16 protein-coding genes and 4 tRNA genes are annotated in these 25,455 nt (G+C 44.4%); 13 read left to right on the top strand and 7 right to left on the bottom strand.

What is annotated here, in order from left to right; genetic code table 11:
• Positions 1–120 precede the first annotated feature (120 nt).
• On the top strand, positions 121–888 hold the full coding sequence (locus EX191_RS10885; RefSeq protein WP_012841624.1) for a nucleotidyltransferase family protein: 768 nt from the start codon (positions 121–123) through the stop codon (positions 886–888).
• On the opposite strand, the gene EX191_RS10880 is transcribed toward EX191_RS10885, so the two are convergent.
• On the bottom strand, positions 885–3,248 hold the full coding sequence (locus tag EX191_RS10880) for a DNA polymerase II (RefSeq protein WP_193447738.1): 2,364 nt from the start codon (positions 3,246–3,248) through the stop codon (positions 885–887). The two genes, EX191_RS10885 and EX191_RS10880, sit on opposite strands and share 4 nt — an antisense overlap.
• 427 nt (positions 3,249–3,675) lie before the next feature.
• Between EX191_RS10880 and uvrY the strand changes: the two genes are divergently transcribed.
• From uvrY to nspC, 10 genes are all read left to right on the top strand, one after another.
• Positions 3,676–4,320, top strand: coding sequence for a UvrY/SirA/GacA family response regulator transcription factor (gene uvrY, locus EX191_RS10875; protein WP_005386783.1), 645 nt, complete (start codon positions 3,676–3,678; stop codon positions 4,318–4,320).
• Position 4,321: 1 nt separating this feature from the next.
• Positions 4,322–6,154 carry an excinuclease ABC subunit UvrC gene (uvrC, locus tag EX191_RS10870; RefSeq protein WP_025767270.1) on the top strand — a complete coding sequence of 611 codons (1,833 nt, stop codon included), beginning with the start codon at positions 4,322–4,324 and terminating at the stop codon, positions 6,152–6,154.
• A gap of 46 nt (positions 6,155–6,200) precedes the next feature.
• The gene (gene pgsA, locus EX191_RS10865; RefSeq protein WP_005394805.1) at positions 6,201–6,758 is read left to right on the top strand and encodes a CDP-diacylglycerol--glycerol-3-phosphate 3-phosphatidyltransferase; all 558 of its coding nucleotides are present in this window, start codon (positions 6,201–6,203) and stop codon (positions 6,756–6,758) included.
• Positions 6,759–7,222: 464 nt separating this feature from the next.
• Positions 7,223–7,296, top strand: a tRNA-Cys gene (locus EX191_RS10860).
• A gap of 37 nt (positions 7,297–7,333) precedes the next feature.
• A tRNA-Gly gene (locus EX191_RS10855) sits at positions 7,334–7,409 on the top strand.
• Positions 7,410–7,486: 77 nt separating this feature from the next.
• A tRNA-Leu gene (locus EX191_RS10850) sits at positions 7,487–7,573 on the top strand.
• 13 nt (positions 7,574–7,586) lie between these two features.
• Positions 7,587–7,662: transfer RNA gene (locus tag EX191_RS10845), tRNA-Gly, on the top strand.
• Between the two features lie 911 nt (positions 7,663–8,573).
• Positions 8,574–11,450 (top strand): pyridoxal phosphate-dependent class III aminotransferase, encoded by a 2,877-nt coding sequence (locus EX191_RS10840; RefSeq protein WP_193447737.1) that lies wholly within the window; start codon positions 8,574–8,576, stop codon positions 11,448–11,450.
• Positions 11,451–11,468: 18 nt separating this feature from the next.
• Entirely contained in the window at positions 11,469–12,713 is a 1,245-nt protein-coding gene (locus EX191_RS10835; protein ID WP_012841628.1) for a carboxynorspermidine synthase, read from the top strand.
• 103 nt (positions 12,714–12,816) lie between these two features.
• Entirely contained in the window at positions 12,817–13,950 is a 1,134-nt protein-coding gene (gene nspC / locus EX191_RS10830) for a carboxynorspermidine decarboxylase (protein ID WP_005394797.1), read from the top strand.
• 78 nt (positions 13,951–14,028) lie between these two features.
• Here nspC and EX191_RS10825 read toward each other — a convergent pair whose 3' ends face one another.
• Positions 14,029–14,541 (bottom strand): glycine cleavage system transcriptional repressor, encoded by a 513-nt coding sequence (locus EX191_RS10825; RefSeq protein ID WP_005394795.1) that lies wholly within the window; start codon positions 14,539–14,541, stop codon positions 14,029–14,031.
• Positions 14,542–14,767: 226 nt separating this feature from the next.
• Positions 14,768–15,670: a DUF3943 domain-containing protein gene (locus tag EX191_RS10820; protein ID WP_031780425.1), complete on the bottom strand. Its 903-nt coding sequence runs from the start codon at positions 15,668–15,670 to the stop codon at positions 14,768–14,770.
• A gap of 193 nt (positions 15,671–15,863) precedes the next feature.
• On the opposite strand from EX191_RS10820, the gene EX191_RS10815 reads away from it, so the two are divergent.
• Positions 15,864–17,096, top strand: a complete 1,233-nt coding sequence (locus EX191_RS10815; RefSeq protein WP_134647470.1) for a CinA family nicotinamide mononucleotide deamidase-related protein — start codon at positions 15,864–15,866, stop codon at positions 17,094–17,096.
• 95 nt (positions 17,097–17,191) lie between these two features.
• On the opposite strand, the gene yfaE is transcribed toward EX191_RS10815, so the two are convergent.
• From yfaE to ubiG, 4 genes are all read right to left on the bottom strand, one after another.
• A complete protein-coding gene (gene yfaE, locus EX191_RS10810) occupies positions 17,192–17,473 on the bottom strand; it encodes a class I ribonucleotide reductase maintenance protein YfaE (RefSeq protein ID WP_005376817.1) in 282 nt (93 codons plus the stop codon).
• The gene (gene nrdB / locus EX191_RS10805; RefSeq protein ID WP_005376818.1) at positions 17,473–18,606 is read right to left on the bottom strand and encodes a class Ia ribonucleoside-diphosphate reductase subunit beta; all 1,134 of its coding nucleotides are present in this window, start codon (positions 18,604–18,606) and stop codon (positions 17,473–17,475) included. Before nrdB ends, yfaE begins: the two co-directional genes overlap by 1 nt.
• 81 nt (positions 18,607–18,687) lie before the next feature.
• Positions 18,688–20,970 carry a class 1a ribonucleoside-diphosphate reductase subunit alpha gene (gene nrdA, locus EX191_RS10800; protein ID WP_005394788.1) on the bottom strand — a complete coding sequence of 761 codons (2,283 nt, stop codon included), beginning with the start codon at positions 20,968–20,970 and terminating at the stop codon, positions 18,688–18,690.
• A gap of 501 nt (positions 20,971–21,471) precedes the next feature.
• Entirely contained in the window at positions 21,472–22,179 is a 708-nt protein-coding gene (gene ubiG / locus EX191_RS10795) for a bifunctional 2-polyprenyl-6-hydroxyphenol methylase/3-demethylubiquinol 3-O-methyltransferase UbiG (RefSeq protein ID WP_031780424.1), read from the bottom strand.
• 479 nt (positions 22,180–22,658) lie between these two features.
• Between ubiG and gyrA the strand changes: the two genes are divergently transcribed.
• Positions 22,659–25,379: a DNA topoisomerase (ATP-hydrolyzing) subunit A gene (gyrA, locus tag EX191_RS10790; protein ID WP_005394780.1), complete on the top strand. Its 2,721-nt coding sequence runs from the start codon at positions 22,659–22,661 to the stop codon at positions 25,377–25,379.
• Positions 25,380–25,455 lie beyond the last annotated feature (76 nt).

The following is a 25,455-nucleotide window of genomic DNA, read 5'->3' as shown; positions in this document are numbered from 1 at the left end:
TCATTGCAGAAATTTGTTGTTACTCCCATGACTAAACACCTGAATGGACTTGATTCAGTGAGTCGGCTAAGAGAACATATAGTCCAACTTCTTGAACCATCTGAGAACACGTTTTAAGTCATGTCTCTGCCTGTTATCGATCCTAAACAACCATTTCAACCAGAGTTTGCGCCTTTAATTAGAGAAGTCACCGCTTGTCTCAAAGGTGGACTGGGGCAAAACTTACACAGCGTTTATGTGTATGGTAGCGTCGCTCGCAAAACAGCGGTCGCTGGGAGGTCGAACTTAGACCTGGTTGTCGTTACTCAATCATCCTTTGAGCACAATCGCGCGACTTTGCTCAACACAATTAAGTGGCGTGCGCAGCAGAGTTACCCTCAAGTTAATGGTGTATCGGTCCGTACAGCCTTAGTGAGCGAAGTAGCTAATTTAGATAGTATTTTCACTTGGGGCTTTATGCTTAAGCATTGCTGTGTCTGTGTTTATGGTGATGATCTAGCAGACTGTTTTGGTGATTACGTCCCAAGTTGGGAAATTGCTAAGCACTGGAATATGGATGTGGAAGATTGGATTACGGTGTATCGCAAAAAAATCGTCCAAGCGAAGACGATAGAAGAGCAGGTGGCCGCTCAACGCGTGATTGCTAAAAAGCTACTAAGGGCGTCATACTCTTTGGTGATGTATCGAGATAAACGTTGGTTTGATGACCCTATACAATGTGGCAAGGTATTCTTAACTTATCATCCTGAAAAGCAGCTTGAGATCGAGCGGCTAGAAATTTTACTTTCTGGCCGGGGTATTCCCAAGCGTTCTGTTATCGGGCTAATTGATGCGTTTGGTGATTGGTTAGTCAAACAGTACCAGAAAACAGAGTTTCGTATCGGTTAAAACAACCCCATTTGAGGCGCTGAAAGCCTGTCAAAATCCGTCCCAATGAAAGGGAGAATCGCATCTGCAACGGGTTTGAGTTGTTTATCAATGTAATGTTGATAATCAATCGGGCTATTGAGGTACTCATAAGGTTCAGGACCGTTCACGGTTATAATGTATTCAATTCGTCCTTTGTTTTGATACTGTAATGGGCGTCCAAGCTTGGCATTTATCTCATCCGCTAAACGAGCTGCACGCACTTGTGGCGGGACGTTCTTCTGATACTCATGCAGTTTTCTGCGCAGTCGCTTTTGATACACTAACTGTTCATCAAATTCACCGTTGTTAGTTTTCTCAACCATCTCTCGGACATAGTCGCTTGGGTCTTCACCATGGAAAATCATGCTATAGAGTGTATTTTGAAATTTCTGTGCTAACGAGGTCCAGTCAGTACGGGCACTTTCTAACCCTTTAAATACAATCCGCTCTTGCTCTCCTTCACCGATTAAACCCGCATAGCGCTTTTTCGAGCCAGTTTCTGCGCCACGAATCGTTGGCATAAGGAATCTGCGATAGTGGGTTTCATATTCAATTTCCAACATAGATGTTAGGTTGTACTCAGAGCGCAGATGTTCTTGCCACCAAGAGTTGATGTAATCAACTAATTGATTTCCAACAGCGTCGGCTTCTACTTGACTGTATGGTCGATTCAACGACACAAATGTGGAATCCGTATCGCCGTAAATCACTTGATAGCCTTGTTCCTCAATCAGCACTTTAGTTTGCTTCATGATCTCATGTCCGCGCATGGTAATACTAGAAGCTAACCGAGTATCAAAGAAACGACATCCCGATGATCCCAGTACGCCATAAAACGAGTTCATGATGATTTTGATTGCCTGAGAAAAAGCTTTTTCATTGTTCTTCTTTGCAACATCACGTGCTGCCCAAAGCTTTTCAATCATTTCTGGTAAAAAGTGTTTCGTACGATGGAACTGACCACCGCGAAAGCCAGGTACAGCCTGATTATCTTCTTTTCCAATATCGAGTAATAACCCCTCAACCAAACCCATAGGATCAATCAAGAAAGAGCGAATAATCGATGGATATAGACTCTTAAAGTCCAATACTAAAACGGAGTCATATAGGTTAGGGATGGAGTCCATCACGTAACCGCCGGGGCTCGCAATCCAATTTTCAGGGTGTAGGTTTGGGGCAACGTAGCCTGCTCGGTGTATCTGAGGCATGTATAGGTTTGTGAATGCTGCAACCGAACCGCCTACACGATCCAGTTCTACACCAGTGAGCCGAGAACGCTCTATTGCAAAGTCGAGCAGGTGAGTGTGATTGAAAATCTTGTTCACCAACACGCAGTCTTGTAAGTTATATTTAGCCAGCGATGGTTTTTCGGAGCGGTACATACGATTGATTTCATCCATACGGTCATGAACGTTGTGGATTTCTTTACCTTCCCCCAAGAGTTCTTGAGATACAGACTCTAATGACCAAGACCGAAAGTGATAAGTAGCCGTTTTTAACGTATCGATACCATCCATCACAACTCGCCCGGGAATGGAGATAAACCCTTGTTGGCTTTGAGATGAACTTCTAAAAAAGCTGGCTTGCTCTGCTCTGCCAAGCATTAGCTTCATGTTGTGCCATTCTGCTCGTTTGTGTAGCAGGCGAAAGTCAAAATCAATGACGTTCCAACCGACAATGACATCGGGGTCGAATTGTTTAAACCAATCGATGAGTGCTTCTAGAAGCGCCTTTTCATCCTGGACCCATTGTATCGGTGTATCCGAAGGTTCTGGTTCTCCGATCATGATAACGCGGGAATCCATGACGCTGTCTAATCCGATGGAGTAAAGAATGCCTTTCTCAGAGCATTCTAGATCTAACGAGACAACGTTTAACTTCGGCTCATATTGCCCCGTACGGCATTTTGCGTTCTGGACGCGTTGGTAGCCATTGGTACGAGTCACATTGCCTGTAAACTCAATACTGCCTTTAATAAAACGCTCCATGAGGTAGCGATCGGCGAGGCGAATATCACTTTCGTACGTAGTGATATCATTTTGAGCGAACGTGTCTTTAAGTGTGAGAGCGTCTCTGGTTACGTTGGTATAGCATGCAGAAAGAGGCGTATGTTCAAACGTTTTGAGATCCAAAAGGCGGATGTCGACGGGTATGTTTTTTTCTCGCGCGAGTGTTTTTGCTTGCTCTGAGTGTTTCTGAGCGATGAAAAATACTGGCTTCTCACCATTAATAATTAACTGAGTAGGACCTGCTTCTGTCGAAAGCCACAGCTCGATTTGAGTTTGACCTTTGATGTCTCGTGCCTGTCGAGTAAGCAGAAAGCCTTGTTGGATATTCAAATGTGAGAAACCTTAGAAAACTTGAAGAACGCTAGTTTAACATTAAGAACTGTAAAAATAACCAGTAAAGAAAACGGTTCAAATTTTTGCTGGAATTAGTGATTACAAGTTAGCCTTTGGTGCAAGAGGGATAGTGTCATTTTAAGTTATAGCGTGTTTCTCTGGGCAATATGAAACCTAGTTACTTGATTTATTGTACTTAATGTTGTTAATTGTCTTTTCTTAGATTTCGGTTCTGCTCATCACGCTCTAAAATAATAGAGTGGTTTATGAATAAGTTCTTGCTAAAGTTTGCGTTTCAGCACATATTCATAGAAAGCAATTTTTTGTCGATTACGTTAGTATATAGGCAGTCATACTGATATCCACATTTAACAAATAATGGTTATGTGGGTGCAGAACCAATACAAAGTGTGGAGATACAAGTTTGATAAATGTTTTCCTTGTAGATGATCACGAGCTGGTTCGCACAGGGATACGACGTATTATTGAAGACGTCCGTGGAATGAACGTAGCAGGAGAAGCTGACAGCGGTGAAGATGCAGTAAAATGGTGTCGCAGTAATCATGCTGACGTCGTTTTAATGGACATGAACATGCCAGGAATTGGTGGCTTGGAAGCCACTAAAAAAATTCTTCGCGTGAATCCTGATGTGAAAATCATCGTACTTACCGTTCATACAGAAAACCCGTTTCCAACCAAGGTGATGCAGGCAGGTGCGTCTGGTTATTTAACCAAAGGTGCTGGCCCTGATGAAATGGTGAATGCGATTCGTGTAGTTAATAGTGGGCAGCGTTACATCTCACCAGAGATTGCGCAGCAGATGGCATTGAGTCAATTTTCTCCAGCCTCTGAGAACCCTTTTAAAGACTTATCCGAACGTGAATTGCAGATCATGCTTATGATCACCAAAGGTCAAAAGGTAACGGATATTTCTGAGCAACTTAATTTAAGTCCAAAGACAGTCAACAGCTATCGCTACCGACTCTTTAGTAAATTGGACATTAATGGTGACGTTGAGTTAACTCACTTAGCGATTCGCCACGGAATGCTGGACACCGAGACCCTTTAGTGTGAATCCTCCCTTCGATTCGGCTTCCTTTCTCAAGACAGTAACTCATCAGCCCGGCGTTTACAGAATGTACAACGCCGAAGCTGTTGTCATCTATGTAGGTAAAGCCAAAGACCTAAAAAAGCGCCTTTCAAGCTACTTTCGGAAAAAAGTAGACAGTGAGAAAACTCGCGCGCTTGTCAGTAATATCGCCAAAATTGACGTCACAGTGACTCACACTGAGACAGAAGCGCTCATCTTAGAGCATAACTACATCAAGCAGTATTTACCGAAATACAATGTTTTGCTGCGAGATGATAAGTCTTACCCTTATATCTTTATTAGCGGTCATAAGCACCCACGGCTTTCTATCCACCGTGGCGCCAAGAAGCGCAAAGGTGAATATTTTGGCCCCTACCCAGATTCTGGTGCAGTAAGAGAAACATTGCATTTGCTGCAAAAGATATTTCCTGTGCGCCAGTGTGAAGACACTGTCTATTCCAACCGAACGCGCCCATGTTTGATGTACCAAATTGGCCGTTGTGCAGGGCCATGCGTTGATACCATCATTTCTGATGAAGAATACGCAGAGTTGGTTGGCTTTGTGCGCATGTTTTTGCAAGGCAAAGACCAGCAAGTACTCAAACAACTGATCGAGAAAATGGAAGTTGCCAGTCAGCAATTGCGCTTTGAAGATGCCGCTAAATTTCGCGATCAAATCCAAGCGATTAGACGTGTTCAAGAGCAGCAGTACGTCTCAGAAGACAGCATGGATGATATGGATGTACTCGGGTTTGCTCAGGAGAATGGTATCGCGTGTATCCATATCCTGATGATACGCCAAGGCAAAGTGCTTGGTAGCCGTAGCCATTTTCCGAAAATCCCACAAAATACAAGCCAGCAGGAAGTGTTCGATAGTTTTCTGACTCAATACTATTTGAGCCATAACGAAGCACGCACGATTCCTTCTCGTATTATTTTGAATCAAGAGTTGGCAGAAGATATCGCGCCAATACAGAAAGCGTTAAGTGAAGTTGCTGGTCGTAAGGTTCATTTCCATACCTCGCCAACTGGCTCTAGAGCAAGGTATCTCAAGCTTTCGAACACGAATGCACTAACGGCGATTACCACCAAAATCAATCACAAGATGACGATTAATCAGCGTTTTCATGCGCTTCGCGAAACATTGAAGTTGGAGTCTATAGCTCGAATGGAGTGTTTTGATATCTCCCATACTATGGGTGAAAGCACGATTGCGTCATGTGTGGTGTTCAACAACGAAGGCCCCGTAAAGCAAGAGTATCGTCGCTACAACATTACTGGGATTACCGGTGGTGATGATTACGCTGCAATGGGGCAAGCGTTGGAGCGCCGTTATTCGAAGCAATTGGACGTAGAGAAAATTCCCGACATCATCTTTATCGATGGTGGTAAAGGTCAGTTAAATCGTGCGCATGATATTATTTCGCAATATTGGGGTGATTGGCCAAAGCGTCCCATCATGATTGGTATTGCGAAAGGGGTCACTCGCAAACCAGGCTTAGAAACGCTGATTACAGTCGATGGGGACGAGTTTCATTTACCAAGCGATGCTCCAGCGCTGCACCTTATTCAACATATTCGTGATGAAAGCCATAACCATGCTATAGCGGGGCATCGTGCTAAGCGAGGTAAAACCAGACGTACTAGTGCACTTGAAGGGATTGAGGGAATCGGCCCTAAACGACGTCAGGCGTTACTCAAGTACATGGGTGGGTTACAAGAACTTAAACGTGCAAGTGTCGAAGAAATCGCCAAAGTACCGGGAATAAGTCACTCTTTAGCAGAAATTATTTTCCAAGCATTGAAACAATAAGGAAAATCGCGCAACATTAAGCCGCAATGTGTAAGAGAATAATAAAATGCGTTTGAATATCCCGAACATTCTGTCTCTTCTTAGACTGTTCCTAATCCCTGTTTTTGTGGTTGTCTTTTATCTACCTTATTCATGGGCACCGTTTGCAGCAGCAATGGTGTTTTGGGTAGCGGGTTTTACTGACTGGCTTGACGGTATGTTGGCCCGTAAACTTGGCCAAACTTCTCGTTTTGGCGCGTTTATTGATCCTGTCGCTGATAAAGTGCTAGTGGCAACGGCATTGATTCTAATCACGGAACATTATCATTCAATTTGGGTGACCATTCCTGCGGTAACGATGATTGCGCGAGAAATCATTATCTCAGCATTGCGAGAATGGATGGCTGAAATCGGTAAGCGAGCGAGTGTTGCGGTATCTTGGGTTGGCAAAGTAAAAACTGTTTCGCAAATGTTCGCCTTATGGGTGTTGATATGGCGTTACGATGAATGGATGGTTTGGCTAGGCTTTGCGGCCTTGTATGTGGCAACTTTCTTGACGTACTGGTCAATGATTCAATATTTAGCAGCTGCGAAAGATGATCTGTTGAATGAAGAGCATCATTAAATTCTGATATTAGAAAGCAGGCTTAATAGCCTGCTTTTTTGTATCTAAGATAATCTACAGCATTTCTTTGCTTCTCACGTTTTTTAATGCTTGCTAACGGCCATGCTTGAAATTTCTATCTGAGAGTTCCTGTTTCGATAGAATTCCATATGTGATCTAAGTCTTGTTTTTGCCCTTGGAGAGTCTCAGAGAAGCGAGTCTCCTGATTGTTAACGCTTCAATACACGTAACGCACGGCCAGCAGTGTAAGGCGTAGCCAAAGTTTTATGATAAACAAGTGTATTTAAGCGATTTTTAGTATTAAAACTAAGCAATCTACCGTCTTTCGCACAAATTCTAGTCAAACGATTTAAAAAAATAAAAATAGTGTTGACTCGATCGCTCGAATCCGTAGAATGCATCCCGTACCCAAGAGAGCACAGCTCAGTAGGGTGGTGAAAAAGCTTAGCTTTATTCACAAATGAGGCGCCTTGGCAGAGTGGCTATGCAGCGGATTGCAAATCCGTGGACCTCGGTTCGACTCCGGGAGGCGCCTCCATTATTCTTTTGAGAGTGAATGGCTTTCGAGAATAAATGCGACACTAGCTCAGTTGGTAGAGCGCAACCTTGCCAAGGTTGAGGTCACGAGTTCGAACCTCGTGTGTCGCTCCAAATTTTATTGATATGGCGTTAGCGGTATCAGATGGTGTTTTACTTTTCTGTAAAGGCATCACAAAGAATATTTGTGTGCCCTGGTGGTGGAATTGGTAGACACAAGGGATTTAAAATCCCTCGACGTTCGCGTTGTGCCGGTTCAAGTCCGGCCCGGGGCACCATCTCATATTAAACGCGACACTAGCTCAGTTGGTAGAGCGCAACCTTGCCAAGGTTGAGGTCACGAGTTCGAACCTCGTGTGTCGCTCCAGATTTAAGGCCCAGCATGAAAATGTTGGGCCTTTTTTGTATTTCTTCAAATCTTAAATTTCTTCTCTGTGATGGATTTCGTTAAGCACTGAGCTCCTTCAGCTTACTAACTTAACTTCTTGTTAATTTTAGTCATAGCAACGTCACTTCATGGCCATACCCATCCAGCTAGTTTAAGTTTAGTCAATCAAAGTTCTGTGAATAAAGACTCATCGCTTTAGGCTGAGCAGTAACGTAAATACTAGCTCTGTTAAATACCTTGGATACTGAAAATAATGTTCTACGATTAGAGAGTGGTATGTTCATAAACCGTTTTGGTTCATGGCGCTGATATTGTAAGGATATTTGTTTAAATAACAGGTATTTGAGAAAAGAAGAAAAGCGTTGTAGATGAGTATGAATGTACAAATATCACTAGGGGGAACTTTGTTGTGATTTGCGTCACTGTTACTAATATGAAAAATCGTTGCCAGAAGATTTTATTTTGTGATAAATTCGCGCGCAATCTCGGAGCGTAATTAACAACGTTTGATCTCTGGGGGATACGCGTAGTGACCATTCAAGCTGATTGTGACACTGCGTAGGGTAGGTATCGGCAAAGCCTTTTGTCGATAGACGGGATACTAATGCTGTAAAAGCGGCATATTAATGGGAAACCCAACATTGAAACCTTTGAATAAACACACACTAATCAGCTTCATACTGCCGAAATGTCCTGTTTTACAAAACGGGTGCATTACGGAACCTTGATTAATCCCTTTTACATATAAAGTCACGAATATCGTGGCAGATGATCTGTATTTGTCATTTTGCACTGACAAATGCGGAGGGGTATACACACCTCCTGTAACTTCATTCCAATGATTATTAATACAGGATATAGAATTATTATAATTCAAGGGATTATGTAGTATGAGCACTGCCTTTGAAGTCGATAGCAATATCGCAAACATTTTTTCGTCTCAGGTTCCTATCGTCGAGGGAACGTATGACTTAACGCCAGATCAAGTATTGATTGATCAGGCTGAGCATGAATCTGAAGTACGTTCTTATCCACGTCGCTTGCCAATCGCAATCAAACAAGCTTTTGGTTGCTTGGTTGAAGATACACGTGGACAGATCTTTTTAGACTGCCTTGCGGGGGCGGGCACTCTAGCTTTGGGGTATAACCATCCTGAAATAAACCAAGCTCTGAAAGAGCAATTAGATTCGGGTCTGCCATATCAGACGCTAGATATTGCAACATCAGCAAAAACGACGTTTATTCAATCTGTTAAATCCTTTCTTCCTCAAGAGTTAAGTGAGAACAGCGTTATCCAATTTTGTGGTCCGTCTGGAGCCGATGCAGTTGAAGCCGCGATCAAACTCGCAAAGCAGACTACTGGTCGTAACACCATGTTTGCTTTTCGTGGCGCATATCATGGTATGACTAACGGCACAATGGGCATGATGGGCAACCTAGGTACGAAAGCGCGTCGAACTGGTTTAATGTCAGACGTGCACTTTATGCCTTTCCCATACAATTTGCGTTGTCCATTTGGACTTGGCGGTGATGAAGGTGCGAAAGCAAGCATTCGCTATATCGATCGTCTTTTAAACGATGATGAATCGGGCATTATGAAGCCTGCTGCGATCATCGTTGAGCCAGTGCAAGGTGAGGGTGGTGTTGTTCCTGCGCCAGCATTCTGGCTGCGAGAGTTACGTCGTATTTGTGATGAACACGGTATCTTACTGATCTTCGATGAGATCCAGTGTGGTGTTGGTAAAACTGGCTACAATTTCGCATTTGAAGAGTCGGGCATTGTTCCAGATATCCTGTGTTTATCAAAAGCTATTGGCGGTGGCTTACCAATGTCGTTATTGGTTATCAACAAGCAGCATGATACTTGGAAGCCGGGCGAACACACAGGTACGTTTCGTGGCAATCAGTTAGCCATGGTCTCTGGTGCGAAAGCATTAGAAATCATCCAGCGTGACAATCTGGTTGAGCACGCCAATATTGCGGGCCAGTATTTGCGCTATGGTCTTGAAAGCATTCAAAAGCGCGTGAACTGTATCGCAGAAGTACGTGGCAAAGGCTTGATGCTTGGTGTGGAGATTAAAAATCCAAACGGTGAGCTCAATAAATTTGGCGAACCTCAAGCGGATAGTGAACTCACTCTTTCCATTCAACGCGCAGCACTTGAGCGTGGCTTGATCGTTGAGAAAGGCGGACGTGAAGGCGCAGTAATTCGCTTCCTTCCTCCTCTTATCATCTCGTTTGAGCAAATCGACTTTGCTTTACGTGTATTTGAAGACGCGATTTTAGCCGCCGGCGGTAGTCACATCGAAACTCAGCCACAAGATGAATGGAAGAAGCATTTCATCCACACTGGAGAGTTGGGCAGCAATGAGTTTGCTTCGGTGATGAATCACACTACGACAGCAATGAAATCAGTGTTTGAACAGGTTGCTGCACCATACTCAGGTATGGATCCAAAAGCATTGGAAGCAGCGATCCATGCTGTTGATCTTGACAATAAAAATGCGCCTCTCAAAACGGTTATTGATGATGCAGCCGAGTTGGTCGCGAAAAACGCGATTTTTACTCAACATCCAGATTGTATCGCTCACCTTCATACTCCACCGTTGATGCCTGCTATTGCCGCAGAGGCAATGATTGCGGCTTTGAACCAATCAATGGACTCATGGGATCAAGCTTCATCAGCGACTTATGTTGAACAGAAAGTTGTGAACTGGCTATGCGATAAATACGAGTTAGGTGGAAAAGCGGACGGTATCTTCACGAGCGGCGGCACGCAAAGTAATCAAATGGGTTTGATGCTTGCGCGTGATTGGATTGCTGACAAACTCAGTGCACACTCAATTCAAAAGCTTGGCCTTCCTGAATACGCAGACAAGCTGCGTATAGTGTGTTCGAAAAAATCCCACTTCACGGTTCAAAAATCAGCGTCTTGGATGGGATTGGGTGAAAAAGCGGTTATGACCGTCGATGCTAATGCCGATGGAACGATGGATGTCACTAAGTTAGACGAAGTTCTAAATCAGGCAAAAGCAGAAGGTTTGATCCCATTTGCAATTGTCGGCACAGCGGGCACAACGGATCACGGTGCTATTGATGACCTAGACTTTATCGCCGATATGGCAGCGAAACATGACATGTGGATGCACGTCGACGGTGCATACGGTGGAGCTCTGATTCTAAGTAGCCAAAAAGCCCGTCTGAAAGGTTGTGAGCGTGCACACTCCATCAGCGTAGACTTCCACAAGTTGTTTTACCAAACCATCAGTTGTGGCGCGCTGTTGGTGAATGACAAGTCTAACTTTAAATTCCTGCTTCATCACGCAGACTATTTGAACCGCGAACACGACGAACTGCCGAACTTAGTGGATAAGTCTATTGCTACAACTAAGCGTTTTGATGCGCTAAAAGTGTTTATGACGATGCAAAGCGTGGGGCCAAAAGCCCTAGGCGATATGTACGATCATTTGCTTGATCAGACGCTTGAAGTTGCGGACATGATTCGAGATAACAAACACTTTGAGTTGTTGGCTGAACCATCACTATCTACGGTTCTGTTCCGCGCGACACATGAATCAGCGGATCTTGACGAACTGAACAAAACGTTGCGCTTAGAAGCGTTAACACGCGGTATCGCGGTATTGGGTGAAACCATTGTTGACGATAAAACTGCATTGAAATTTACGATTTTGAACCCGTGTCTGACGACGGCGGACTTTGAATCTTTGCTCTCAAAAATCAATACGCTAGCGGCAGAGCTAGTTTAACAAAGGTAACGGAAAACTATGGCAATTCTACAGATTGGTGCAGGCGGTGTTGGCTGGGTAGTTGCACATAAAGCAGCACAAAACAACGACGTTCTGGGTGATATCACAATCGCATCACGTACCGTAGGTAAGTGTGAGAAAATCATCGAATCGATTCAGAAGAAAAACAATCTGAAAGATTCAACTAAGAAACTAGAAGCTCGTGCGGTAAACGCGGACGACGTAGATTCTTTAGTTGCTTTAATTAAAGAAGTACAACCTGACTTAGTGATCAACGCAGGTCCTCCTTGGGTGAACATGTCTATTATGGAAGCATGTTACCAAGCTAAAGTGTCATACCTTGATACATCTGTTGCGGTTGATTTGTGTTCTGAAGGCCAACAAGTACCTCAAGCTTACGATTGGCAGTGGGGCTACCGTGAGAAGTTTGAAGAGGCGGGTATCACAGGTATTCTTGGTGCCGGTTTCGATCCGGGCGTAGTATCGGTGTTTGCTGCATACGCGGTGAAACATCTGTTCGATGAAATCGATACTATCGACGTAATGGATGTAAACGCAGGTGACCACGGTAAGAAGTTCGCAACTAACTTTGACCCAGAAACGAACATGCTTGAGATTCAAGGTGATTCCTTCTACTGGGAAAACGGCGAGTGGAAACAAGTACCTTGTCACTCACGTATGCTTGAGTTTGAATTCCCGAACTGTGGTTCACATAAAGTGTACTCAATGGCGCACGACGAAGTTCGATCTATGCAAGAGTTCATCCCGGCGAAACGTATCGAATTCTGGATGGGCTTTGGTGACCGTTACCTAAATTACTTCAATGTAATGCGTGACATCGGTCTACTCAGCCCAGATCCACTAACGCTTCACGACGGCACGGTTGTTCAACCTTTGCACGTGCTTAAAGCGTTGCTGCCAGATCCAACATCACTAGCTCCTGGTTACACTGGCCTAACGTGTATCGGTACTTGGGTTCAAGGTAAAAAAGACGGTAAAGAGCGCAGTGTGTTCATCTACAACAACGCAGATCACGAAGTTGCATACGAAGATGTTGAACACCAAGCTATCTCATACACCACTGGCGTACCTGCGATCACCGCGGCTTTGCAGTTTTTCCGTGGTAAGTGGGCAGACAAAGGCGTGTTCAACATGGAGCAGCTAGATCCAGACCCATTCCTAGAAACCATGCCATCGATTGGTCTAGATTGGCATGTTCAAGAACTGGAGCCAGGACAACCTGTTATCCATAAATTGAAGTAAGAATTTAGCGACTCTTATTTGTACGTTTAAGCCGATGCACTTGCGTCGGCTTTGTTCGATTTTATAGTGCCTTTGCTAAGGCGAAGGGACGTAAGGTATCAAAATGCAACAAAACGAACTAAAAACGCCATACTTCATGATCAATGAAGACAAGCTGATTGAGAATCTAGAGAAAGCAAAACAGCTAAAAGACATCTCTGGTGTGAAGCTTGTATTAGCACTGAAGTGCTTTTCAACATGGGGTGTATTCGACATCATCAAGCCTTACTTAGACGGAACAACCAGCTCTGGCCCGTTTGAAGTGAAGCTTGGCTACGAAACGTTTGGCGGCGAAACACACGCATACAGTGTGGGTTACAGCGAAGATGACGTTCGCGACGTGGCGGACATCTGTGACAAGATGATCTTTAACTCTCAGTCACAGTTAGCGGCTTATCGTCATATTGTCGAAGGTAAAGCATCGATTGGCTTGCGCCTAAACCCAGGTGTGAGCTACGCAGGGCAAGACTTAGCAAACCCAGCTCGTCAATTCTCTCGTCTTGGTGTTCAGGCTGACCACATCAAACCGGAAATTTTTGATGGTATTGATGGCGTGATGTTCCACATGAACTGTGAGAACAAAGACGTGGATGCGTTTATCGGCTTACTCGATGCTATTTCAGAGCAGTTTGGCGAGTACCTAGATAAGCTGGACTGGGTAAGCATGGGTGGCGGCGTTTTCTTCACATGGCCGGGGTACGACATCGAGAAGTTGGGTTTAGCGCTTAAAGCATTCTCAGAGAAACACGGCGTACAAATGTATCTAGAGCCGGGTGAAGCGATCATCACTAAGACAACCGATCTTGTCGTAACAGTGGTTGATATCGTGGAGAACGTGAAGAAGACGGCGATTGTCGATTCAGCAACAGAAGCTCACCGTTTGGATACGCTTATCTACAACGAGCCAGCGTCAATTCTTGAAGCATCTGAAAACGGTGAACATGAATACGTGATTGGATCGTGCTCTTGTTTAGCTGGTGACCAGTTTTGCGTGGCGAACTTCGAACAGCCTCTCGAGATCGGACAGCGTCTTCACATTCTAGATAGTGCAGGTTACACCATGGTGAAACTGAACTGGTTTAACGGTCTACGTATGCCTTCGGTTTACTGTGAACGCTCGAATGGTGACATTCAAAAACTGAATGAATTTGACTACTCTGATTTCAAACGTTCACTATCTCAGTGGTCGGTGAAATAAAACGTATTGAGTATTAGAACGACAAAGAGCAGCTGAATTGCTGCTCTTTTTTATTGGGGAAGCGTTAAAGGTATGCAGTTAGCTTTCTACAATTACACGAGTGTCTTCACTCAGAGATTCTAACTCATTAGCCACGTCCTCTATCTCTAGCTCGCTAGGCAATTTAATCGCCATTTTTGCGCTGAATAAGCTGGAGCTTACCCCACCGCCGCCTGCAATGAATACGCGTTGGCAATCCATATCTAGAATTGAAATGCCTTGATTATCGAGAACGTGAGTAATTTCATTCACAATACCTGCTCTATCGTTGGCATCTAAGCGAAGCTGAAAGATAGTGTCTTCACGATGCGAGTGAGGATCCGAGTCAACGAACCTAACCACAAGAGTTTGACATGAAGAGAACGCCTCTTTAACGATGTCGGCATTTTCTCTTGGAAGCTCTACTTTGATGACACCTGCAACTTGATCTTCAATAAAGTTTACTTTGCTTATCAGCCATTTACCGCCATTTTCATGAGTGATTGCTGCGAGTTCTTTGATGGTTGCGGGTGACGCTTGTCCGACAAAATTAACAATAAATACGGTGTTCATAATGTCCCCTCCTGGAATAAGGTTTGGACGCAGTACGAATAAACGTGCTACTTAAGTTATTGGAATAAATCCTTTTATTTAGTGTAGGTGCTAGGGGAGGGTTATGTTTGATGAAAGTCAATTTTTGACACTAATTCGTGAAGCAAATAATTAAAACGATGTTTAGGGCACAAAAAAGCAGCCATCATAAGGCTGCTTTTCTACTGAGTATCAACTCAAGTCAAGGCTAAAATGTTACTTTTAGTTCGACACCGTAAAATTGGCTGTCGTAGTTGGCGCCTGCGTCCATTGCGAATTTTGCGACGTCTTGATTACCAAACCAAGGTGATGAATTAAATTGTAGTTCTGCACTACCGCCCCATGCATCGGTTACCCAATAATGGATATGCCCAACAGGGTTTAGGAAGAAGAGTGATACATCACCGACGGTTTCAGAGCCCATGACTTCGCCGCCGTTTGCTACAATATCTTGCTCAGCAGTGAGCATCATTTCGCCAACCACAGCACCAAAGAATGGTGTGATAAAAATATCCTGCCAAGATGGCACTTCTGCAAATGCCTCTACTCCGTACTCCCAAAAGAACGTTGACATGGTTGCGGAGTACAAGAATGACTGAAACTCGTTATAGCCAGCGTGGCGTGCGGCTGTGTAGTAAACGCCGCCAAAATAAGGATGCATGATGTAGTTGAGGACATGTTCATCACGATCCCAAACAGGCCCGTCAGAGACATTATCTTTCCATTTTTGACCCAGCTTACTCATGTCTCGGTCTTCTTCGTCCCATTTAGTGATACTTTCTGGAAGGAAAGTCATCATACCAACGGTTGCGATACTCAGGCCAAGAATGGTGTATGTTTGACCCATGAGGTAATCCCAGTCTTTATCTTGAGGGATAATGAGATGTTTAGGCTGAAGCCCTGCATCAAGATTTAATGAATCATCATTATTCTGTTCAAACATAAGACCGCGATTTTGAGACTCGAAGGTGTACAGAGTCGTCGTTTCGCAGTAACCTGACAAGCAATCAGGTGTGTAAGAAAACTCCGTATGACTGGTCATATCGTACTGACTTGCGTGCGCAAGCGCTGACGAAGTCAAGCAAAGGCCAGTTAGAGTTTTCTTGAACATGGATGATTTTGACACAAAGGTCTCCGAGTTGATGGTGTGATGATCGGGCTCGCAATTATCCCTCAAAACATCAACCATTTAAATACTTGATCCTTATTTAGTCCCAATATATCTCGTCGAGATTCGTCCAAATAAAAAGAAAAATAAGCACTATAACGAATAATAGGATTGTGCTTATGTTCAGGAGTCAGTTGTGAAAATAGCAATGCTTAGTACCGGTGAGGAAGTGCTCCACGGTGATATTGTTGATACTAATGCGGCATGGTTATCTAGCCTGTTTTATCAACATGGATTTGGCTTAACAAAGCGCTCAACGGTTGGTGATAGCCTGTCGAGCTTGGTTGAAGAGTTTTTAATGTTGAGCTTCAACAATGACGTGGTGATCGTGAATGGTGGTTTAGGGCCAACGACCGATGATATGAGTGCGGCCGCCGCAGCGAGAGCTGCTGAGTGTAAACTCGTGCTTTTCAAAGAGTGGTTGCAGCATCTAGAAAGTTTGTATGCTCGACGTGGCATCCCAATGCCAGACAGTAATTTAAAACAAGCCATGCTACCAGAAACGGCTGAGATTCTGGATAACCCGATAGGCACGGCCTGTGGTTTCAAGATGCTGATTAATGATGCCATTTTTTATTTTACGCCGGGTGTGCCAAGTGAATTTAAGCTTATGGCAGAGACGCAAATTTTGCCTGATCTGAGAAGAGCTTTTCCAGAGGTGCAAGGTTCATGTTGTAGTCGAATCTATACGTTTGGCCTTTCCGAATCCGGCATCTCGGACAAGCTTGATCAGCTAAAACTTCCTCAAGGGTATGAGCTTGGTTATCGCTCTTACTTACCTTTTATTGAAGTGAAACTCTTTGGCCCTTCTGACCAGTTTGAACAGCGTTTGAAGTTGGTACAGATGATCAATAAGCATCTTGAAAGCAATACCGTTAGTATTGATTTACCTATGGTTGAAAATGTCGGCCAGCTGTTGGTGGATAAAGAGTTAACCGTGTCGGTTTCCGAAAAAAGCAGTGGTGGATACTTAACTTATTGGTTAAATAGTGATGAAAACGCTGAAAGGCAACTTGGACATGGTTGGGTACTACCAAGCCAGACTCAAGCGATGAGCAACAGCGGAGACCCATTAGCAGAAACGTTTGCTCTGGCAGGAGCGACGCGAGAGAAGTGTGGGACGGATTTATCACTCGTCACTGGTGATATTGAAGAGGGTGTTTTTTCCGTCGCTTTATCGACACCGTCAGGCGAGTGGGGAGCGTTATATAAACTCTCGAAAAAGTATCCGCGCAATGATCAAGTTAAAGTGATCAGCACGGCAGCACTAGACTTGTTGCGTCGTTACCTAGAACGTAAACCGATGTTTGCACATTATGCATTTTTAGAGAAAGTTAAAGAGATGCATCTCCCAGGTAGTGCTTTATAACCAGAGACCTATAACAGCCTGAGAGATAAAACACGTAGATACAAAAAAGCCAAGGTAATCACCTTGGCTTTTGCGTTTTATACCGTCGAGTCACGTTATGCGCGCTGCTTTTCTTTCATCGCGTAGTTAACGCCACTGAGTGACAAATCCGATTTTGCTTTACAGATACAAGGTAATATCTCATCACTTTGCGTGTAAGCCATGGCAAAACCAACATACTCCACTTCACCAGATTCCAACTTGCAGCGACAAGCGCCACAGTGCCCATCACGACAGTTGTATTCTGGTAATAAGCCAGCTTGCTCCATTGTTTCCAAAATTGTATTGGAAGGGTTGGATTCAATACTGATGAGTTTGTTGATTTTGAGTGTTGCCATTACAGCTCGAATCCTTCGAAGTCGTCTGCGCGAACTTCATTGTCAATTTGACCCACAAGGTAAGAAGAAATTTCCGCTTCTTGAGGCGCAACTTGAACATTATCTGAAGACAACCAAGCGTTAATCCATGGGATTGGGTTGGTTGTTGCCTCTGGATAAGCTGCAGGTAGACCTACTGCTTGCATACGGATGTTGGTGATGTATTCAACATATTGGCTTAGGATGTCTTTGTTTAGACCGATCATCGAGCCATCTTTGAATAGATACTCTGCCCACTCTTTTTCTTGCTCAGCCGCTTCTTTGAATAGGTCAAAACAGTCTTGTTTTGCTTCTTCTGCGATTTGCATGAAAGTGAAATCATCCTGACCGTTACGTAGCAGGTTGATCATGTGTTGCGTACCGTTCAGGTGAAGCGCTTCATCACGTGCAATCAGTTTGATGATTTTCGCGTTACCTTCCATTAGTTCGCGTTCTGCGAAAGCGAAAGAACATGCGAAACTTACGTAAAAACGAATCGCTTCTAGAGCGTTCACAGACATCAGACAGATGTACAGTTTCTTCTTAAGGTCGTACAGACTAACCTTAACCGTTTCACCGTTAAGGACATGCTCACCTTCACCGTAGCGATGGTAATCATTCGTCGCTTGAATCAAATCGTCGTAGTAGTGCGCGATGTCTTTTGCACGCTTCAGGATGTGCTCGTTCTCAACGATATCATCAAATACCACAGCAGGGTCGTTCACGATGTTACGAATAATGTGCGTGTAAGAACGAGAGTGAATCGTTTCAGAGAAAGACCAAGTCTCAATCCAAGTCTCTAGTTCCGGCAGAGATACAAGCGGCAGCAGTGCCACGTTAGGGCTACGACCTTGGATAGAGTCTAGAAGCGTTTGGTACTTCAAGTTAGAGATGAAGATGTGCTTCTCGTGATCTGGCAGTTTGTTGTAATCGATACGGTCGCTAGATACGTCTACTTCTTCTGGACGCCAGAAGAAAGAAAGTTGTTTCTCGATAAGCTTTTCGAAAATCTCAAACTTTTGTTGGTCGTAGCGTGCAACGTTTACTGATTGACCTAGGAACATTGGTTCCTTCAATTGGTCATTCTTTTTTTGGTTAAAAGTACTGTAAGCCATAATGCCTCAATTCCTTTTAAACCTCCCCATAAGGGGAGGTTATCGATAGTCTGTCTTTACGGAGTGTTAGGTGCGGGTAGATTAAATCTTACAACCGCCGCCAGCACAATCGTCATCTTGTGGTTGAACAGCGTCTTTCTGTTCATCTTTTGCGCCATCACGAGTGTTATGGTAGTAAAGCGTTTTCACACCAAACTTGTACGCTGTTAGCAGGTCTTGAAGTAGTTTCTTCATTGGTACCTTGCCAGTCTCGTAGCGTGACGGATCGTAGTTAGTATTAGCAGAGATAGCTTGGTCAACAAACTTCTGCATAATACCCACAAGATGTAGGTAACCGTCGTTCGAACCGATGTTCCAAAGCAGTTCATAGTTGTCTTTAAGTTCAGTGAACTCAGGTACAACTTGCTTCAGAATACCGTCTTTCGAAGCTTTTACTGAAACATAACCACGTGGTGGCTCAATACCGTTAGTGGCGTTTGAAATCTGAGAAGAAGTCTCAGACGGCATTAGCGCAGTCAGTGTTGAGTTACGTAGGCCGTGCTCCATAATTTCTTTACGTAGGCTGTCCCAGTCGTAGTGCAGCGCTTCGTCACAAATTAGGTCGATATCTTTCTTGTACGTATCAATCGGCAGTAAGCCTTTCGCGTAGTTCGTTTCGTCGAATGAAGGACACTTGCCTTGCTCTTTCGCCAGTTCTACCGATGCTTTTAGTAGGTAGTACTGCATTGCTTCGAACGTACGGTGAGTCAGGCCATTTGCGCTACCGTCAGAGTATTTCACGCCATGTTTCGCTAAGTAGTAAGCGAAGTTGATCACACCAACACCTAGCGTACGACGGTTCATCGTCGATTTGTATGCCGCTGGTAGAGGGTAATCTTGATAATCAAGCAGTGCATCTAGCGCACGAACAACAAGATCAGATAGCTCTTCGAAATCATCTAGAGACTTGATAGCACCAAGGTTGAAGGCAGAAAGCGTACATAGTGCGATCTCGCCCGAGTCATCTTCAACGTTAGTTAATGGCTTCGTTGGCAGTGCGATTTCTAGACATAGGTTCGATTGACGAACTGGCGCTACTTCAGAATCAAATGGGCTGTGAGTATTACAGTGGTCCACGTTCTGAATGTAGATACGACCTGTTGATGCACGCTCTTGCATTAGCAGAGTGAACATTTCAATCGCTTTAACCGTTTCTTTCTTGATTGAAGGATCGTTCTCGTACTTCACGTATAGACGCTCAAACTCTTCTTGGTTTTCGAAGAATGCGTCGTATAGACCCGGTACGTCTGAAGGTGAGAATAGTGTGATGTTGCCACCCTCAACCAAACGTTGGTACATCAGTTTGTTCAGCTGTACACCGTAGTCCATGTGACGAACGCGGTTCTCTTCAACACCACGGTTGTTTTTAAGCACCATTAGAGAGCGAGCTTCGCCGTGCCACATTGGGTAGAATACAGTCGCTGCGCCACCACGAACACCACCTTGCGAACAACATTTTACTGCGGTTTGGAAGTATTTGTAGAACGGGATACAGCCAGTGTGGAACGCTTCACCACCGCGGATCTCTGAGCCTAATGCACGGATACGACCAGCGTTGATACCAATACCAGCGCGCTGAGATACGTAACGAACAATCGAGCTTGCTGTTGCGTTGATAGAATCAAGACTGTCGCCACACTCGATCAGAACACATGAGCTGAACTGGCGAGTAGGGGTGCGCACGCCAGACATAATTGGCGTAGGTAGAGAAATCTTAAATGTCGATGTCGCATCGTAGAAACGCTTGATGTAATCAAGACGCGTTGCTTTTGGATATTTCGCAAATAGGCACGCTGCTACAAGGATATATAAGAACTGAGCACTTTCGTAAATTTGGCCCGTTACACGGTTTTGTACGAAGTACTTGCCCTCTAGCTGCTTAACTGCCGCGTATGAGAAGTTTAGGTCGCGTTTATGGTCGATGTACGCATCAAGTTCGTCGAGTTCTGCTTTTGTGTAGTCTTCTAGAATATGTTGATCGTACTTACCCATATCGACGAGGCGAGACACGTGATCATAAAGCGTTGGTGGCTCGTATTGGCCATACGCTTTTTTACGCAGATGGAATACCGCTAGGCGAGCAGCTAGGTATTGGTAATCCGGAGTCTCTTCAGAGATCAGGTCTGCCGCAGACTTGATGATTGTCTCGTGAATATCTGTCGTTGTGATGCCGTCGTAAAACTGGATGTGAGCGCGAAGTTCTACTTGAGAAACCGAAACATTATCTAGACCTTCTGCAGCCCAAGTGATAACGCGGTGGATTTTATCCAGATCGATACTTTCTTTACGGCCATCACGCTTGGTGACGGTAAGTTGTTGGTTCATTCTGCTTTATTTCCCTAAGAAAACTGATAAAAGCCGTATTTTTGTTTGTTTATGTGCAATATGAGTAAAGCTTGCGGCGGCTTTGTGATCAAAGTCTATCTATATATTGTCGCTTAAACACAACATATAGGGGTTCATTTGTTTGCGGGTTACAAGATAGTGCTATTACACTGATTTATCAAGGTACAGATCGGGGATGACTTGTGGATAACTGACAAAATGAAAAAAATCAGTAAGTGAACACTAACCGATGAGAAAAGGGCAGACTTGAATGGTTAAAAGCACGGTTTTGAGATCGGTTTAGAAATAACCGCATGCAAAAATATTTTCCTTGATCTTTGGCCGTTTTTATCTACGAAAAATAGGTTGGTTAAAATGGAATCTAGAGCACGAATTTTAGGCATAAAAAGACAAAAAAAGCGGCAACTTTGTGCTACCGCTTTCGATTCATTTTCTACAAAAAATGTCAATTACAAAACGCATTTTTTAACATAACGGCGTTCAGTATTTTTTAGTATGAACGATGTAGTTTACATCTACATTACGGCCGAGTTTGTAACTGTCATTAAGAGGGTTGTAATGCAGGCCTGTAATGCCCATTTCTGTTAGGTCTGTTTGGTCTATCATCTTCATCATTTCGGCAGGCTTGATAAACTTCTCGTGCTCGTGAGTCCCCTCAGGAACAATCTTAAGAAGCTTCTCTGCACCGACAATAGCAAACAAGTATGACTTGATGTTTCGGTTCAAGGTTGAGAAAAACACGTGACCACCAGGTTTTACTAGCGCAGCACAAGAGCGGATAACGGAGAGAGGATCTGGAACGTGTTCAAGCATCTCCATACAAGTCACGACATCGTAAGTCCCTGCGTTTTCTATAGCGTGGTCTTCTATTGTGCTCTGAATGTAGGTCAGTTGAGTACCTGTTTCTAATGCATGTAGTCGTGCGACTTCTAAAGGTTCTTTGCCCATATCAAGTCCAGTCACAATAGCGCCTTCTTTCGCCATGCTTTCAGCAAGAATGCCACCACCACAGCCGACATCAAGTGCGCGCTTGCCAAACAAGCCATTTGCTTTTTCAAGTACATAGTTCAAACGAAGTGGGTTAATTTGATGAAGGGGCTTAAACTCGCCTTCTAAATCCCACCATCGAGAAGCCATGTCCTCGAATTTCTTAATTTCACTTGGGTCGACGTTTTGTGCTTTAGTCATAATTGGTTTTATTGCATTCAATCTGAGTCCTTTAGAGGGCGTCAGTATACTCCAACGTTTTATAACCAAACAACCTCGATGTGCTTAGTGAAGGGACATGACAGAGCTCACTGGCGCGGCAACAACAGGTTTCTGTAACTTTGAAAGGGCTTGCATGTTTTTGGTTCATCCTTGAACTAGTGCCAGTGACAATACTCTAAAACCGGCATTTTTGACGTTGTGTGGATATATTGGGATTAACGATTTCAACTAAGTTCCATACGTACAGAGTCCGATTTTGCTCAATATTGACCGAAATATAACCACTAATCAGAAAGATATGGGATGAGTGTGCAAATTCTCGACATTTGATTCATAACCAAGCTCACAACCTGATAAAAGGAGAGGGAAAGTGATGCCGAAGTGATGAATTGTGTGTTATATTTTTGCACCTTACACGTATCGTAATTACGATCAGATAATAGAGGGATAATGGCTCTATGAGCGATTTAGCTAAAGAGATCACGCCCGTAAACATTGAAGATGAGCTTAGAGGTTCATATCTAGACTATGCGATGTCAGTCATCGTGGGTCGTGCTCTTCCAGATGTGCGTGATGGCCTAAAACCAGTACACCGCCGCGTTTTATTCGCGATGAACGTACTAGGCAACGATTGGAACAAACCATATAAAAAATCAGCCCGTGTTGTCGGCGACGTAATCGGTAAATATCACCCACACGGTGATAGTGCTGTGTACGACACAATCGTACGTATGGCTCAACCGTTCTCGCTTCGTTACATGCTGGTCGATGGTCAAGGTAACTTTGGCTCTATCGATGGCGACTCTGCTGCGGCAATGCGTTACACCGAAGTTCGAATGGCAAAAATTGCCCACGAACTATTGGCTGACCTAGACAAAGAGACCGTAGACTACGTACCAAACTACGACGGTACTGAGCAGATCCCAGCGGTTCTTCCAACTAAAATTCCAAACCTATTGGTTAACGGTGCTTCTGGTATCGCAGTAGGTATGGCAACCAACATCCCGCCTCATAACCTTGGCGAAGTGATCGATGGCTGTCTTGCATACATCAATAATGAAGAAATCACTATTGATGAACTAATGGATTACATTCCTGGTCCTGATTTCCCAACGGCGGCGCTGATCAGCGGTCGTAAAGGCATTGTAGACGCGTACAAAACAGGTCGCGGCAAAATCTACATGCGTTCGAAAGCGGACATCGAAGTGGAGAAGAATGGTAAAGAAACCATCATCGTCACTGAGATCCCATACCAGGTAAACAAAGCTCGCTTGATCGAAAAGATCGCTGAGCTAGTTAAAGATAAGAAAGTTGAAGGCATCAGTGCACTGCGCGACGAGTCAGATAAAGATGGTATGCGTATTGTTATTGAATGTAAGCGCGACGCTGTGGGCGAAGTGGTTCTAAACAACCTATACGCTCAGACTCAGTTGCAAACCACTTTCGGTATCAACATGGTGGCCCTAAACAATGGCCAACCACAGCTATTCAACCTGAAAGATATGTTGAAGTGCTTCGTTGATCACCGTCGTGAAGTTGTGACTCGTCGTACTATTTTCGAACTACGTAAAGCGCGTGAACGTGCCCACATCCTTGAAGGTTTAGCGCTAGCGCTTGCCAACATTGATGAAATCATTGAGCTTATCCGTAAGGCGCCAACACCGGCTGAAGCAAAAGCGGGCCTTATCGCTCGTGGTTGGGATTTAGGCAACGTTTCAGCAATGCTAGAGCGTGCTGGTACAGATGCTGCGCGCCCTGAGTGGCTAGAGCCTCAATATGGTATCCGCGATGGTCAGTACTTCCTGACTGAGCAACAAGCACAAGCAATTCTAGATCTACGTTTACATAAACTGACAGGTCTAGAACACGAGAAGATTCTTGGCGAATACAAAACACTTCTAGAAGAAATCGCTGAACTCATGCATATCCTTGCAAGCACTGAGCGTTTGATGGAAGTGATCCGCGAAGAACTTGAAGCCGTTCGCGACGGCTTTGGTGACGCTCGTCGTACAGAAATCACAGCTGCGAGCCATGATATCGACATGGAAGAGCTGATCGCGCGTGAAGACGTTGTGGTTACTCTATCGCATGGTGGTTACGTTAAGTACCAAGTACTGAGCGACTACGAGTCACAGCGCCGTGGTGGTAAAGGTAAGAGTGCGACCAAGATGAAAGATGAAGACCACATTGAGCGTCTTCTAGTGGCGAATACCCACGATAACATCTTGTGTTTCTCTACTCGCGGTAAAACATACCGTCTGAAAGTTTACCAATTGCCTCTAGCGAGCCGCACTGCTCGTGGTAAGCCAATTGTGAACATCCTTCCACTAGAAGAAGGTGAGCGCATTACCGCGATTCTGCGTGTTGATGAATTCTCTGAAGACAAATTCATCTTCATGGCAACAGGTGACGGTACGGTTAAGAAAACGCCGTTGAACCAATTTGCAAATGTTCGTTCAAATGGCCTGATTGCGGTAAACCTACGTGAAGACGATTCGTTAATCGGTGTGGATATCACTAACGGCGAAAACGAAATCATGCTGTTCTCTAAAGCGGGTAAAGTGGTTCGCTTTAAAGAAGCAGAAGAAATTCCAGTACTTGACGAAAATGGTAAGCCAGTTCTTGATGAGAACGGTCAGCCAGAGATCAAGTTTAAAGGTGTTCGTCCTATGGGGCGTACCGCCTCTGGTGTTCGTGGTATGAAACTGGCTGAAAATGACCAAGTTGTATCACTTATCGTTCCTTCGCACGAAGGCGACATCCTAACGGTTACAGAAAACGGTTATGGTAAACGTACAGCGCTGAGCGAGTACCCGACAAAAGGTCGAGGCACTCAAGGTGTCGTTTCTATCAAAGTTTCTGAGCGAAACGGCCCGGTAGTTGGTGCTATCCAGGTTGTTGAAGGTGATGAAATGATGATGATCACCGACGCTGGTACACTAGTACGTACTCGTGTGGGTGAAGTTAGCCAGGTTGGTCGTAACACGCAAGGTGTAACGCTTATCCGTACTGCGGAAGACGAATCTGTTGTTGGTTTGCAACGTATTGAAGAAGTTGATGACGAAGAGCTGCCTGCTGGTGAAGAAGCAGAAGCGTTAGAGTCAACAGACGAAAATACGCAGCAAGATACTCCAGAAGCGCCAGCCGCTGATGATGCAGAGGAAGGTAACGAAGAGTAATCTTTCGTTACTATTCTAATGTAAAAAGCCGAGCCTCAGTTGCTCGGCTTTTTTGTACCTGTATCAACGCAATACA

Origin of the sequence: Vibrio chemaguriensis (assembly GCF_012275705.1) — a bacterium.
Classification (GTDB): domain Bacteria; phylum Pseudomonadota; class Gammaproteobacteria; order Enterobacterales; family Vibrionaceae; genus Vibrio; species Vibrio diabolicus.
Note: the sequence above shows the minus strand (reverse complement) of the source record. Positions and strands in the feature narration are given on the sequence as shown.